This is a genomic window from Paenibacillus puerhi (genome assembly GCF_009846885.1).
Classification (GTDB): domain Bacteria; phylum Bacillota; class Bacilli; order Paenibacillales; family NBRC-103111; genus Paenibacillus_G; species Paenibacillus_G puerhi.
On the sequence record NZ_WUWM01000051.1, the window covers coordinates 1 to 14,219 of the forward strand.

General features: G+C 44.8%; 13 protein-coding genes. 4 read left to right on the forward strand and 9 right to left on the reverse strand.

All coding sequences use genetic code 11. The annotated features are described in order from the left end of the window. Positions 1-178: 178 nt before the first annotated feature. The 4 genes from GSF01_RS27995 to GSF01_RS28010 all read right to left on the reverse strand — a co-directional run bounded on the left by GSF01_RS27995 (position 179) and on the right by GSF01_RS28010 (position 5,378). Positions 179-2,035, reverse strand: coding sequence for an ABC transporter ATP-binding protein (locus GSF01_RS27995; RefSeq protein WP_159888556.1), 1,857 nt, complete (start codon positions 2,033-2,035; stop codon positions 179-181). After that, the gene (locus GSF01_RS28000) at positions 2,032-3,792 is read right to left on the reverse strand and encodes an ABC transporter ATP-binding protein (RefSeq protein WP_159888557.1); all 1,761 of its coding nucleotides are present in this window, start codon (positions 3,790-3,792) and stop codon (positions 2,032-2,034) included. The genes GSF01_RS27995 and GSF01_RS28000 overlap by 4 nt, the downstream gene beginning before the upstream one ends. Before the next feature lie 88 nt (positions 3,793-3,880). Beyond that, entirely contained in the window at positions 3,881-4,306 is a 426-nt protein-coding gene (locus GSF01_RS28005; RefSeq protein ID WP_159888558.1) for a MarR family winged helix-turn-helix transcriptional regulator, read from the reverse strand. Positions 4,307-4,541: 235 nt separating this feature from the next. Then, complete coding sequence (locus GSF01_RS28010) at positions 4,542-5,378, reverse strand: helix-turn-helix transcriptional regulator (RefSeq protein WP_159888559.1); 837 nt, start codon at positions 5,376-5,378, stop codon at positions 4,542-4,544. A gap of 118 nt (positions 5,379-5,496) precedes the next feature. Between GSF01_RS28010 and GSF01_RS28015 the strand changes: the two genes are divergently transcribed. After that, complete coding sequence (locus GSF01_RS28015; RefSeq protein WP_159888560.1) at positions 5,497-6,339, forward strand: NAD-dependent epimerase/dehydratase family protein; 843 nt, start codon at positions 5,497-5,499, stop codon at positions 6,337-6,339. A gap of 36 nt (positions 6,340-6,375) precedes the next feature. Here the strand turns inward: GSF01_RS28015 and GSF01_RS28020 are convergent, their stop codons facing one another. The 3 genes from GSF01_RS28020 to GSF01_RS28030 form a co-directional block, all read right to left on the reverse strand. Next, positions 6,376-7,227, reverse strand: coding sequence for an AraC family transcriptional regulator (locus GSF01_RS28020; RefSeq protein WP_159888561.1), 852 nt, complete (start codon positions 7,225-7,227; stop codon positions 6,376-6,378). A 135-nt stretch (positions 7,228-7,362) separates the two neighbouring features. Continuing rightward, positions 7,363-7,767 carry a nuclear transport factor 2 family protein gene (locus GSF01_RS28025; RefSeq protein WP_159888562.1) on the reverse strand — a complete coding sequence of 135 codons (405 nt, stop codon included), beginning with the start codon at positions 7,765-7,767 and terminating at the stop codon, positions 7,363-7,365. A 23-nt stretch (positions 7,768-7,790) separates the two neighbouring features. Continuing rightward, a complete protein-coding gene (locus tag GSF01_RS28030; RefSeq protein ID WP_159888563.1) occupies positions 7,791-8,264 on the reverse strand; it encodes a DinB family protein in 474 nt (157 codons plus the stop codon). Positions 8,265-8,461: 197 nt separating this feature from the next. On the opposite strand from GSF01_RS28030, the gene GSF01_RS28035 reads away from it, so the two are divergent. Beyond that, on the forward strand, positions 8,462-9,364 hold the full coding sequence (locus GSF01_RS28035; RefSeq protein ID WP_159888564.1) for a LysR family transcriptional regulator: 903 nt from the start codon (positions 8,462-8,464) through the stop codon (positions 9,362-9,364). A 168-nt stretch (positions 9,365-9,532) separates the two neighbouring features. Here GSF01_RS28035 and GSF01_RS28040 read toward each other — a convergent pair whose 3' ends face one another. Next, the gene (locus GSF01_RS28040; protein ID WP_159888565.1) at positions 9,533-9,949 is read right to left on the reverse strand and encodes a YkvA family protein; all 417 of its coding nucleotides are present in this window, start codon (positions 9,947-9,949) and stop codon (positions 9,533-9,535) included. Positions 9,950-10,377: 428 nt separating this feature from the next. Here GSF01_RS28040 and GSF01_RS28045 point away from each other — a divergent pair, with 428 nt between their 5' ends. Further along, the gene (locus GSF01_RS28045) at positions 10,378-10,965 is read left to right on the forward strand and encodes a stalk domain-containing protein (protein WP_159888566.1); all 588 of its coding nucleotides are present in this window, start codon (positions 10,378-10,380) and stop codon (positions 10,963-10,965) included. A gap of 1,375 nt (positions 10,966-12,340) precedes the next feature. Further along, positions 12,341-12,928 carry a stalk domain-containing protein gene (locus tag GSF01_RS28055; RefSeq protein ID WP_159888568.1) on the forward strand — a complete coding sequence of 196 codons (588 nt, stop codon included), beginning with the start codon at positions 12,341-12,343 and terminating at the stop codon, positions 12,926-12,928. 233 nt (positions 12,929-13,161) lie between these two features. On the opposite strand, the gene GSF01_RS28060 is transcribed toward GSF01_RS28055, so the two are convergent. Further along, the gene (locus tag GSF01_RS28060) at positions 13,162-14,214 is read right to left on the reverse strand and encodes a hypothetical protein (RefSeq protein ID WP_159888569.1); all 1,053 of its coding nucleotides are present in this window, start codon (positions 14,212-14,214) and stop codon (positions 13,162-13,164) included. Between the last annotated feature and the right edge of the window lie 5 nt (positions 14,215-14,219).

A 14,219-nucleotide genomic window follows, 5' to 3' on the forward strand; every position in this document is an offset into this window, starting at 1 on the left:
TTGGAATGTCGTAGCATAACTGATCACCGTCCATTAATTGTTATCTATATTATACCATATTAACGCGGTGTCGTCTTAAACTACGCGCAAATAAAAAGAGCTGTCGAGACTTTCTCGACAGCCTGACGGTCGCCACAAACTGGCGACCGTTCTGTTTTCCGTTATTTTGGAAATATTTTTAAGCCACAGTTTCAAACTGGCTGTTATACAGCTCGGCATAGAAGCCGTTTTTGGACAGCAATTCTTCGTGATTTCCAATTTCGATGATATCCCCATCTTTCATCACAAGAATCACGTCTGCGTTTTTGATGGTCGATAATCTGTGCGCAATCACAAACGATGTTCTGCCTTCTGTTAGTTTGTCCATAGCTAGTTGAACCATTCGCTCGGTACGGGTATCAACAGAACTGGTCGCTTCATCCAGAATGAGCATCGGTGCATTCTGAATCATGGCTCGCGCAATCGTGATAAGCTGCTTCTGTCCTTCGGACAGGCTTGCTTTATCGTTCAAGATGGTTTCGTACCCATCCGGCAAGGTCGTAATGAAATGATGCAGCCCCACCGTTTTGCAGGCGCTAATGACCTGTTCATCGGAAACGCCTTGCTTGCTGTAGATAATATTTTCTTTTATAGTGCCCTCGAAAAGCCATGAATCCTGCAAGACCATACAAAATTGTTCATGAACGTTCTCCCTCGGCACTTGACTGATAGGCGTTCCATCCACCAGAATTTCGCCGTCGTCTATTTCGTAGAACCGCATCAGCAAGTTCATGATCGTGGATTTGCCCGCCCCGGTCGGGCCGACAATGGCGACCTTTTGTCCGGGTCTGATCTGTACGGAAAAATCATGAATAATCGTTTTTTCGGGCACATATCCGAATTTCACGTGTTTAAATTCTACGTCTCCCTTTATATTTTGCAGAGCTTTAGGCTTCTGGCTTTCATCCATGAGCTCGGGTTCATCCAGGAATTCAAACACGCGCTCCCCTGCGGCGGCCGTTCTCTGCAAGTTATTGGCGGCCTGTGCGATCTGGGTAAGCGGCTGTGTGAATAACCGCACATAGATCATAAATGCCACAATCACACCGAAAGAAATGGTACCGTTCATGGCCAGAGCTGCACCGACTACACAGACCGCCATATAGCCGAAATTCCCGATAAACTGCATCAGCGGCATCATTAAACCGGATAAGAATTGGGATTTCCACGCACTCTTATACAGCTTATCGTTGATTTCTTCAAAGGTTTCCTTGGCCTGTTTGCCGCCGTTATAAACCTTGACTACGTTGTGATTGGAGAAGGTTTCTTCAATGTGACCGTTGATGCTGCCAAGATCCTTTTGCTGCGCGATAAAATGCTTCTGCGTTTTCTTCATGATCAGCGCCATCCATACAAATCCAATCACGCTTGCGCCAACAGCGGTCAAGGCCATAATCCAGTTGGTGTAAAACATCATGAAGATGGACCCGATGAACATCGTAATGGCTGTGACAAGGGAGCCAATGCTTTGATTCAAGGTCTGGCCGATGGAGTCCACATCGTTCGTAACACGGCTCAATACATCGCCATGGCTCGTTTTATCAAAATATTTGAGCGGTAATCGGTTTATTTTTTGTGAAATGTCGGTTCGCATGTTTTTGGATATTTTCTGTGTAACGGTTGCCATGATAAAGCTCTGCGCAAAGCCCAGCAAAGCGGAACCTGCATAGAAAAACACCAGTAACCATGCCATATCCGTCACCGCGTTCATATCGATGCTGCCCAGAACGGGTGCACCGTTGATGACGGCTGGAAGCCCTTTTGTTATTTCATTGGTAATGTCCTTTAGTTTATCCGGGCCGATAATTTGTAATACGGTGCCGATAACCGCCGCAATTAAGGCGATGATAATGACGGGAACATAGGACTTGCAGTATACAATCAGTTTGGCCAATGTGGCCTTAAAATTTCTTGGTTTTTCAGCAATACCGCCCATAGGGCCATGCATACCGCGTCCGCCCATGGGTGATTGTCTTCTCTCCGTATTCACGCTCATGATGCAAGCTCCTCCTCACTAAGCTGTGACATTGCTATTTCCTTGTATACTTCACATGACGCAAGGAGCTCCTTGTGCGTGCCTTTGCCAACGACCTTGCCCTCATCCAGCACGATAATTTGATCGGCGTCCATAATCGTTCCGATCCGCTGGGCGACAATGATGCTTGTTACGCCTGCGGTTTCTTTTTTCAACGCACTGCGCAGCACTCGGTCCGTTTTGTAATCAAGCGCCGAAAAGCTGTCGTCAAAAATATAAATTTCCGGATTCCGACAAACGGCACGTGCAATGGCAAGCCGCTGCTTTTGTCCGCCGGATACATTCGAGCCGCCCTGGGAAATAGAGGCTTCGTATTGCCCCTCCATGTTCTCAACAAAGTCAGCGCCCTGCGCGATGGAAACTGCCTTTTTAATCATTTCTTCGGTAGAAGGTCCCTTCCCGTTCTCGCCATAACCGACATTTGAGCTGATCGTGCCTCTGAATAAAGCCGCCTTTTGGGGAACATAGCCAATCTTATTGTACAAAGCTTCTCCGGCGTACTCTTTCACATTCACACCGTCAATCAATACCTCGCCTTCCGTGACGTCAAAGAAACGGGGAATCAGATTAATAAGCGTACTCTTGCCGCTTCCCGTAGACCCGATAAAAGCGACGGTTTCACCCTGTCTTGCAGAAAAACTGATGGACTGCAAAACGTATTCAGGCGCGCCGGGATACTTGAAACTGACATTTCTGAATTCCACCTCTCCAGCCATTCCCGGTTTCCCCTCGGTTAACGAGCCGTCCATAATGGTAGGCTCCGTGTTCAATACCTCGTTAATGCGTTTAGCGGACACAGCCGCTCTAGGTAATAAGACAAAGAGCATAACCAGCATCATAAAGGACATGACGACCTGCATCGCATAAGCCGAGAATACTACCATATTTGAAAAAATGGTCAATTTGTCCGTTGCCTGAGCGCCGTCAATCAAGTAGGCACCGACCCAGTAAATGGCCAGGGAAAGTCCGCTCATGACCAAGCCCATCATCGGCATCATGAAAGCCATACCTTGGCTGGTGAAAAGCTGTGTTTTGGTTAAGTCCTCATTGGCTTTTTCAAACTTTTTCTCTTGATAACCTTCCGCATTGTATGCGCGAACCACACGAAGCCCGGTGAGATTTTCACGAGTGACCTGATTCAGATTATCTGTCAGCGTCTGCATTTTTCTGAATTTCGGGATAACGAAAACCATGATGAAGGCGATCGTCACGACAAGAACGCCCACGGCGACCCCTGTTGTCAGCGACCATTCATAACCTTTGCCCGAAATTTTCGTAACCGCCCATATGGCCATAATCGGTGCTTTGATAATCAATTGAAGCCCCATGGTAACCAGCATTTGAATCTGTGTAACGTCGTTCGTAGAGCGAGTAATGAGACTGGACGTCGAAAATCGGTTGATTTCCTCCATAGAAAAGGACTCTACCTTTGAAAACAACAAGCTGCGAAGCCTTTGTGAAAATGATGCTGCAATACGAGCGGCAAAAAAACCGACGATTACCGCTGCCACAACACTTCCGAGTACGCATAGAAGCATGTATCCGCCTTGCGTCCATATCTCACTCATAGAGCTTCCCGGCGTTTGAACTAATCGGGTAATGTCGGCCATGTAATCCGGCAGTTTCAAATCAAGCCAGACCTGGGCCACAATGAACACAAGGCTGACAGCAACTTGAAGCCATTCTTTGGGTTTCAGGTACTTAAAAATTTTAAGCATACTCTCGCTCCCATCTTTACTAATAATCGTACATACTAATACTGTTAGATATTTGGGCTTTTTTTACGGCCACAGCTTGTGACCGTACTTATGATTGTTCTGAAGATAACTTGGCAAGCTTCCCCAAGATGCGCACAAATTCCCGGGCATCCTGTTCCCCTAACAGCTCCAGCATTTGTTTAGCACCGTCAAGTGCTTTTTGCTCGTAGCTTTTCGCTAGTTCTTTCCCCTCTGGCGTTAGATCCACCAGAATCCTTCTTCGATCGTCGGGATCCATCGTCCGTGTAATCAGTCCCTTGTTTTCCAGACTGTTCAATGCAGCGGCCACTCGGGCAGAGCTGATATTCATCTTATTGCTTATTTCACTTGGTAAAACATCGCCGTCTCTTTTCGAAATATACATGATGACAAAAGCTTCGCCATGCATCGTATCATCAATCTTCTTCTGCTGGCGGCCTTTCCGAAACTGGTAAGTATTATTGAGGAACTGCTTGGCAAGCTCCGTATAATCCACATGGCTCCCTCCATCTCGACAAATAACTAACACTATTAGATAGTAACACAGTTAGTATATTTTATCAAGAAATAATCGGCGCTGGACACCCCATCACGTTTCACCGCGCGTTAGTTAATGGTCCAAGGGTATCCTTAGCCGAGTTAATGATTAGAAAGAAAATATTCTTTTAAAGGTAGTGGCAAATGATAGGGCCATCCTTTTGTGGGGATGGCCCTTGCCTTTTTAGTATCTGCTATCCATGCTCCCGGTCGTTCATAAAGCTTTGTAAACGCTCAGCCGTCTCCGTTGAAGCTGTATAAATCATGATCTTCAGATCCGAATGGGTCGGCGGCTGCAAGGTCACATGTTCAAACTCCATCTCACCGATACAAGGATCGTACCCCCGTTTGTGGCGATTTGTTACAACCTGAACGTCATGCAGCGGCCAGCTCTCGCGAAATAGCTGGCTAATCTGCATGAATTCCTCAATAAGCTCCTTAAACCTCGCATCATTAGGGAAGCGTGCGTAATCCGCACGAAAGTGTGCTATCAAAACTTGTGCTTTGGATTCCCAGTCCTTGATGTTTGATCCTAGCCGGGCATCCGTTAGAAGATGTCTTATCCAATTGAGTCTCGGCGGCATATGACTTGCCGATGAAGGTAATCGGAAAACGAACTCGGCTGCCTTGTTCCACAGCAGCAAATCCCAACATCTTCCGAGCACAAATGCCGGATTCGGATCAAGAGCCCTGATCGTCCGTTCCAACCCTAGGCTTAATGGCTGATCTTCTACCTGCTCCTGCTGGACCGGTCTTGCAAGAAGATGAAGATGGTGACGTTCATCCTCAGTCAATCGCAGCGCTTTTGCTATGTTATTTAGTACATCTTCGGATGGATTGACATTTCTGCCTTGTTCCAATGAGGTATACCAGGATGTTCCGATATGGGCAAGGCTGGCCACTTCTTCCCTGCGAAGCCCCGGGGTCCGTCGTCGTCCATAGGATACTAACCCTGCATACTCCGGGGTAAGACGCTCTCGACGCGAACGCAAAAATTCACCTAACGACATTTTGGAAGGAATGTCATCCATTACTAACTCCCCCTTAGCCTGACACTCCCAATCCTACGATAAACGCAGGAAGGAAGCTGCTCGCACACTCTATTATACTGCTAGTGTAGCGTTTAAAAAACTTAGGAGGGTTTGAAAAATGAACCTTTTTGTAACAGGAGCCACAGGTAAAGTAGGAAGCCGTTTTGTTCCGCGTATGTTACAGCGCGGTCATCACGTTAAACTGCTGGTTAGGGATGCTGGCAAGGCGGATTGGCTTCGTCAACAAGGGGCTGAAGTTATAGTAGGCGACCTTCTGCAGCCGGACAATTATGTGGACGCTCTCCGGGACACCGATGCCGTGGTTCACTTGGCAGCGCAGTTCCGTGGGGTAGACGAGAACACGACCCGAATATCAAACATTGATGGCAGTATAGCTTTGGCTCGCGCTGCGCGCGCGGCGGATGTACCAAGGTTTGTATTTGCCAGCACGAATAATGTATACGGTTCTGGGGGGCCTCCGAGACCGAAACATGAGGATGACGAGCCCCGGCCTGCCTTTGCTTATCCTCAAACCAAAGTAGAGGCCGAAGCGGCGCTGCTGCGGCTTCATCACGAACAGGGATTGGGATTACGCATCGTGCGGTTTCCGTTTGTCTATGGTGATCGCGATCCCCATATCACGGAAGTTCTGCCGTTATTGCGGAATTGGAATCCGGCCAAACGAATCCATATGGCGCACCATGCGGATATAAGTCAAGCCTTGACACTCGCAGCTTCCACACCAGGCATGAATGGCCGAATTTACAATGTTGCCGACGATGCGCCGATCTCCGTGGCGGAGCTGCTTCAGCTTCATCATAGCGAGATTTCGTCAGAAGCACTGCAGCAGGATTATGATCCATGGGACATGATCGTCGATACGACGCGTATAAGAGAGGAATTGCATTATCGACCCATTTACCCGTCGTTCTATACGGCAAGAGATGCAGGTGCATTATAATGTAATTCACTTAAACCTCCGAGTATTTCCGGGGGTTTAAGTCTTTTTCTTTACCGGTATCCAGATTTCACCCTGTGTATGCCCTGGCATTCCATAATACATTTCGAATTGAGGACCCTCAACCTGTTCGTATCCAGATATCGGGAACCACTCGGAATATATTCGTTCCCATAGTTTTTGCAAATCACATTGCGGTTCCGGGAAAATAGCCCATGTTAATGCCGGGACAGAAAGCTTTGTAAATCTCTCCGGAATTTCAAGTCCCTTCGGTAAATGATAACATACCATATACTTGAAGGATTCTCCCGTGTGATCATATAAGGCAGCGTGCAGCACGGTATTGCCAAACCGCCCCAGCAGCTCGTTCATCAGATCCACGCTGCCGTCTTCATCACATTGTTTACGGAACTGAGGAACTTCCATAAATGCCGTTTGCAAATCCTGACTAACAAGACCATAAACGCCGAACATCTCAAAAGATCCTCTTTGTTCAATCCGGTAATTCATCTCGACATCTCCCTTTATTGAGATATGAAAGGACATTCGAGGATAGGCTTTGAGAGAAACGCCTTGATCGCGCGCAGATATCGGCATGATCCCATGGATATTCTTGAACGCCCGTGCGAACGCTTCCGGCGAATCATATCCATATTTCATAGCTACATCAATTACCTTTGCCTTTGTGGTCTGCAGTTCAAATGCGGCCAACGTCAGACGTCGACGTCGAATATACTCAGATAACGATACTCCAGTTATAAACGGAAACATTCTTTGAAAATGATAAGTAGAGCAACAGGCTCTCTTCGCTATTTCATCATATGAGATATTGTCCGCTAGATTTGTTTCGATATAATCCATGGCGCTATTCATCCTGTCCAACCAATCCATCGTTTTCCCTCCTTTCAAGCTAAATTTTATCGCAGATAAAAAATGAATACCTTGCATGTTCTGCACGAAAAAATCAAATTGAAAGACCTGCGATTTACGCAGGTTGAATCGGTACATATTCTTGAGATCCGATAATTACGGGTTCTCATAGTTTTTTAACGGCATACCTACATATTCTCGGAAGGAGCGGATCCGCTCTGCCTCGAACTCGAAAACGATTGTAAGCTCATTGCGAAAATGCCGCCCATTCAACGAACCTTCCGCGCAAAATACGACCACCCCGTTGTCCTCATTCTCAAGCGCGATGAGCGGAGTCAGCTGCATCTGAAATACGGAGCGCTCGAACCTGATCAATTCCTCGAACCGCTCTTTGCCTTGCTGCTCGTGATTCCACCCTTCTAGCGGGAGCGGAACGAAGAAATGAAAATCTTCCGTAACCTTCTTAAGAAAATCTTCGGTATGCCCTGTTTCTAAAGCTTGCCTGAAAGCATCAAACCCTTCGCTAGTTCGGGCTGTAACTGAGCCTACGGATTTTTTCAAGAAAGATTCCTCCTCGTTATGGTTTATTGGTCGCTCAAAAGAACCTTTAGCTGGCTCGATATCGTTCCAAGGTGAATGGCTTCGTGAATCAGAGCGAAGTTGATCAACTCGCCGGCGGTGCTGAATTGGAACGGTCCCATGGCATACGGAGTTGAAAGCTTCTCGCCCAGTATTTCAGGTGTCAGCTCAGATAGTCGGGAAAGCTGCGCCGTTAACATCTCGATCAGCTCTTTCTGCGATGGAGGAGCAAACGTCCAGTCCGAAGGCTTGGTCCCAGAGTTAAACAGCGTACCATACGAGTCGGGTATGGCAGACGGGGAGCCGAAGCTTAGGGTAGAATACTTTTCCATCCAATAAATGATATGGCCGACATTCCAACGGATGGTATTGTTAAACCCTGCAGGTTGAACGTCGAGCAGTTCCTCGGGGATAACCTGCACCTGCTGCAGCACCACTTGACGTGCAATCTTTGCCGTGTTGATAATCATTTCAGACATGTTACTTTCCTCCTTTGCTATAAGAAGCGCTTGATATGTTCCCAGTATAGGTCTTAAGGAATTCCTCATCAATGCAGTGGGCGTTACCGGAACGTTAAGTATAAGTTAACGATTATCTTTGACAGGATAAGGAAGAAGGAGTAACAATAATCATAATTACATGCATTCAGCAATTCTATGGAAAGCAGGTGTGAGTTATGGAGTTAAAACAACTACAGTATTTTATGGCCATTTGTGAAGAGCTTCACTTCACCAAAGCAGCTGAAAAAATGGGAGTCAGTGCACCCAACATCAGCCAACAGATAAGGAGATTGGAGGAAGAATTAGGAGTTCTGTTGTTCGATCGTGTGGGAAAAACAATTGTCCTTACAGAAGCTGGAGCGATTCTTCGTGAACATGGTGCTGCCGTGTTTGGGCATCTGCAGCAAGCGAGCGATGCCATTGCTGATCTCAAGCAGATGCAAGGCGGATCACTATCCATCGGCGTCTTGCCCGGTGACGCGGATCTCATGTTTAATGCCTTGCTATTGGACTTCCATCAGACTTATCCCACCATCTCGCTGTCCCTTCTGGAAACCACGAAAGTAACCGAACAAGTTTTGGACCGAAGCATCGATGTCGGCGTAACCATTGGACCTGTTATCGATGAACGTCTCACGTCAATCCCCCTGTTTCGCGAGGAATTTTCATTGGCGGTACGTAGTAATGATCCCCTTGCCATGGAAAACTTCATTCCCTTGAATAGGCTGCATGCCTTGAAGATGGTCATGTTTCCACCCGACCATCAATGCCGCAAGTTGATCGACCGCTTTTGCATGGACAAAGGGTTTACAGTGGAGCCGCATATGGTGACGACAACGTTATCCTCCCTCCTCCAGATGGTACAAAGCGGAGTTGGCGCCTGCGTTCTGCCGCGACTTCTACTGGATAATCTTCACCATAGAGACATCAAAGTCGTGCACCTTAGGAATCCTACGCCTTCTCAGGACATTTGTTTGATCTACCGCAGCGACAGATATGTCGGATACGCCATGCGCACGTTCATCAAGACTTTGAGAGCCTACATCGAGACCGCTATCAATCATGCGAAGTCTTCATAGACAGGGTAGTACCAGAGCATGATCTGCAAGCCTTCAAGGTGCTCGAAAAGCCGCTGCCCCTCACACAATACCACATGTTGGAACTTATACTGCCCATAACGAAAAACGGCAGCCGCCGGCTGCCGTCTTATCATGATTCAACTATCGCGTCCTGCTATACTTCAACCGTTATTTTAACAGTCCATAGATATACCAACCACTCCATACAGCTAATGCAATCCAAACGGCTATTACGAGTGTGCCTGTAATCCAATTCTTAGGTTTGCCAAATTTTCTTTGTTCCTCTGCCTTTGTACGGTATTCTTCAAGCACTTCCTTTGGAAACAGTCGTAAGGCTATGTAGACACCTAGCGGTACAAGAATTAAATCGTCAAGATATCCGAGTATCGGTATAAAATCTGGGATCAAGTCCACAGGGCTAAAAGCATACGCAACTACACATATTGCAAATATTTTTGGAAACATGGGTACCCGTGGGTCACGATATGCCAGATACATCACCATCAAGTTTGTTTTAAGTTTCTTTGCCATCGTTTTCAATCTATTTATTAATGATTGTTTTGATTCATTCGCCTTAGCGTCCATTGTCAGTTCACCCTTTGGAAAGTCTTCTTCATATAGCAGAGAGCACCATTAGTATTCGGTATGATCATTGAAGAATCCTGCCTTTTAGCTTAACGCGAACTAGGGGACAGCTGTTACCCGCGGCGACCTGCTCCCATGGTTGTTGTGCTATCGTTCCCAATAGTTGTGGATGTAACTCCAAATTGTTTTCTCTTAGAGGCACAGAATATCGGCGGTCTCCTTAACAGGCATTCCCATGATACGCAGACGGACCGTCTGCAATCGCTCGTACATCCCGCAATCCTTTGTAAATCTTAACCGTTCTCCACTTCAGCCAGGGCTTTCTTGTTCTCCATCCCGTCCACCAAATTATATATAATGATGTAACTTTTGGAACATACGTCACGTCTTATAATACAAGCAATAATATTACCTAGGAGGGAATATTTTTGAAAAAATATATGATTGGCGGAGTTATAGGTGCGATTTTAGCCACTTCTGTTACAGTTCATGCTGAAACAGTATTAACAACAGTGCAAGCTTATCTATGGCCAACTACTATAAGAATAAATATAAATGGAGAAAATAATCAATCCAACCCAGCGGAAATTGAAGTGCTCAATTACAAGGATCTCGCTTACGTCCCCTTGCGTTTTGTATCAGAGGGATTAGGTGCAACAGTAAAGTATGAAGAAGATGGACGGTTCCCAGGAAGGTTCATTTTTATAGATATCGCTGATGACCAGGACTTAACAGTAAGGGACGATCACGGAATAGTTGGAATGGGTAACTTCACTTTTGTGCACGGTAATAGGTCATATATGACAGCGCAGATTAAACAATATAAAGATATTCCTGTAAATCATAGACTTCGTATCTCCTTTTATGACAAGGAAGGTAGACTTTTATTGAAACAATTTCTCAATAATTACTCCTTTGTTCTAGGGGGGGTACAAACTAACTCTACAATATTGGAGGGGAATACTGAATCAGCAGATATATCCAAAACGAAGATTGAATTAGTGATTCCTGGATGAATTATATTGCTGACTAACAAACTGAAGCAAAGTAAAATATGGTTTTTGCTGCCGCAACCCTGGCGTTAATATCACTTGCGTAAACCAAGGAAGTGTGAGCTATTATGCTTCGATGATGAACAACTGGGATCGGACTTGGAGTTAGATCAAGAATTGATTGCGTCTAGTGATTTTGTGTAATTTTGAGGAAGATATATAATTACTACTCAAGTTCATTAATTTACCTAAGCTATTTTGAGCCTTAGGGGCATACGTGGGTGTGAAAACGGGGAGTAATTTCTGAATCCAGAGTTGGTGTTTTTTGTCGCCATATCTTCTGAACCGCAAAGAAAGCAAGACACAACAGTGTTATGTACAGATTGCCGCTGTGGCTGCCATGCGACTATAGTTGGACGTTTCCGGGGCTGCCCAGACGGAGGAAGAAGCGTCAGCAACTTACAGATGGGCATATTTTCTCATCAGCAACGATTCATGCTCCTAAAGAAGCCATGCATACTTACACGAAACGACGTGGGCGGAGCGTTTTTTTTCGTACAGCCCACATCAATCCATTATTCACCATAGAAACATTGCTATTGGTTGCCTTTCATGAACTAAACAAAGAAAAAACGGGGTCTGTCAAGAACTTCGTATTAGTTTGAGCTAGTCGAGACATAGATCTCGAATGACAAGCGAAGCTATGAACGACAAGAAGGATTGGGGCTATCAGCACGATATAAAAGGAGCGGATGATGAATCCTGTTATTAGCCTAGACGTATCAAAAGGTGAAAACCACGGCCAAGCTTTTCTTGACAAGAACACGGCAAAACATTTCGTTTTACTCATACACCCAAGGGATTGCTCATTCTTTTGGATATACTGAGATCATTAGAACTGGAAAGCGGCAATCGCCCTGCTATTATTCAAAAGGCTTCGGGTCATTGCCAATTTCCGCTGATTGAACTCCGAATCGTTTTCTCTGAGCGGCTCAGAATATCGGCGATCTCTTTAACAGGCATTCCCATGATCCGCAGACGAACCGTCTGCAATCGCTCGTACATCCCGCGATCCTTTGTAAATCTTAACCGTTCTCCACTTCAGCAAGGGCTGTCTTGTTCTCCATCCCGTCCACCACGATATCCTGATTCTTACAATAATCGGTTCGGCGATCATAGGGAAATCCCTTTCTCTTTTTGGAAATTCTATGATTCATTCTATATAGGAAATTACTTTAACTGCATAGGCCATGGTTAAAGTAAACTTAATAAGAATTACAAATAATAATTGTTTTTATAATGCTTATTTGGGTAAAAATTCTATAAAATGATGTAACTTTTGGAATATGCTTCTCGTCTTATAATACAAGCAATAATATTACCTAGGAGGGGAATATTTTTGAAAAAATATATGATTGGCGGAGTTATAGGTGCAATTTTAGCCACTTCTGTTACAGTTCATGCTGAAACAGCATTAACAACAGTGCAGGCTTATCTATGGCCAACAACGATAAGAATTAATTTAAATGGAGAAAATAATCAGTCCAACCCAGCCGAAATTGAAGTGCTCAATTACAAGGATCTCGCTTACGTTCCCTTGCGTTTTGTATCAGAGGGATTAGGTGCAACAGTAAAGTATGAAGAAGATGGACGGTTCCCAGGAAGGTCCATTTTTATAGATATCGCTGATGACCAGGACTTAACAGTAAGGGACGATCACGGAATAGTTGGAATGGGTAACTTCACTTTTGTGCATGGTAATAGGTCATATATGACAGCGCAGATTAAACAATATAAAGATATTCCTGCAAATCATAGACTTCGTATCTCCTTTTATGACAAGGAAGGTAGACTTTTATTGAAACAATTTCTCAATAATTACTCCTTTGTTCTAGGGGGGGTACAAACTAACTCTACAATATTGGAGGGGAATACTGAATCAGCAGATATATCCAAAACGAAGATTGAATTAGTGATTCGTGAATAGATTATATTGCTGACTAACAAACTGAAATAAAGTAAAATATGGTTATTGCTGCCGCAACCCTGGCGTTTAGAACATCATGCCAAGGTTAGCGGTATTTATTGTTCTAAACGGTTCAATTCTCCTAAACATAAGGATTCCCATATTTAACCACGATTGTAGAAATAGGTTTGCCCCTTAAACAGTAATTTTCTTTAAGGGACAAACCTATTTTTAGTTATCGTGACGTATCGTATTTATGCCCAGTGAATCTCGACAGGACTGGCATTGCCTCCGGTCAGCGTGTACCATATATTTTTTGTGATGGTGCTGTATCCTGTAAAGGAGGAATCAAAATTCCATGCTACATTAAGGTTATTTTTGTTACAACCACTATAGGCACCATTGTTTCTGATTACGTAATAATTCGGAAATCCGCTATCTTGAAGGTATCCATAGACATTACCTTTACGCGTCGCGCTGTCGTTTATATTAAATTGCAGGTTATAATCAATACCGTAATTACCAGCTACCCAAACAGAACAGTTCTGAGTGTAATCCCAACCTTGTTCATATTCATTGGTAAGTCCTACCGATGTGGTGGGATGTCCTAGAACCAAGCAGCTAGACATACTGGGGTGCGTATTGATATTGATTACTGCATTGCGTGAAGAATGATTAAAAGTGCCGCGCACTAGTTTACCATAAGCCTTTTGGGAGTAGTTCCAATCTGTGTTTTGATCATATCCCCAAGTATCCATCATGCTACTAGTAATTGAGCTTGGATATAATGCAGCAAAAACAGTAATCTCAACGTTGGCCAAATTTCCAGATGAATCAGTGGCTACATAATCGACAACGCCCCCAGTAGAGTGGCCTCCTGGAACATTCTGTTGAATCAAATCGAATGTTTGATTACTGCTGATGGTTGTTCTATACGTATCCGTGCCCGAAGACGCTAACCAGTTTTCCCAAGCATACCCCCCGGCAACAACAGCCCATTCTGAAGAAGCAGAGCCAGTTCGGTTTGTATAGATATTTACAGGAAATCCATTGCGGTTACGAACACGAACTACTAATTTATATGTGTTGCTTGAACCATTTGAATGGTGAAAGAAAACACGTGCACGGCCTCTCACGCTAGGATCACGATAAAAATACTTTTTATTTTCTGCTGTGTTGTAATCGGAGAACGACTCTGGAAAGTTGCTGTATACTAATTTATTCCCAGTAAGACTAAGAGCAACACTAGAGGTAATATTCTGATAATTAACAAGTTTACCTACGTTGTTACAAGAATTTAAGCTCATTTTGA

Coding starts and splice junctions, on each gene's coding strand:
- GSF01_RS27995 (WP_159888556.1), bottom strand. CDS start 2,035: ATGAGCGTGAATACGGAGAGAAGACAATCACCCATGGGCGGACGCGGT.
- GSF01_RS28000 (WP_159888557.1), bottom strand. CDS start 3,792: ATGCTTAAAATTTTTAAGTACCTGAAACCCAAAGAATGGCTTCAAGTT.
- GSF01_RS28010 (WP_159888559.1), bottom strand. CDS start 5,378: ATGGATGACATTCCTTCCAAAATGTCGTTAGGTGAATTTTTGCGTTCG.
- GSF01_RS28015 (WP_159888560.1), top strand. CDS start 5,497: ATGAACCTTTTTGTAACAGGAGCCACAGGTAAAGTAGGAAGCCGTTTT.
- GSF01_RS28020 (WP_159888561.1), bottom strand. CDS start 7,227: ATGGATTGGTTGGACAGGATGAATAGCGCCATGGATTATATCGAAACA.
- GSF01_RS28030 (WP_159888563.1), bottom strand. CDS start 8,264: ATGTCTGAAATGATTATCAACACGGCAAAGATTGCACGTCAAGTGGTG.
- GSF01_RS28035 (WP_159888564.1), top strand. CDS start 8,462: ATGGAGTTAAAACAACTACAGTATTTTATGGCCATTTGTGAAGAGCTT.
- GSF01_RS28040 (WP_159888565.1), bottom strand. CDS start 9,949: ATGGACGCTAAGGCGAATGAATCAAAACAATCATTAATAAATAGATTG.
- GSF01_RS28060 (WP_159888569.1), bottom strand. CDS start 14,214: ATGAGCTTAAATTCTTGTAACAACGTAGGTAAACTTGTTAATTATCAG.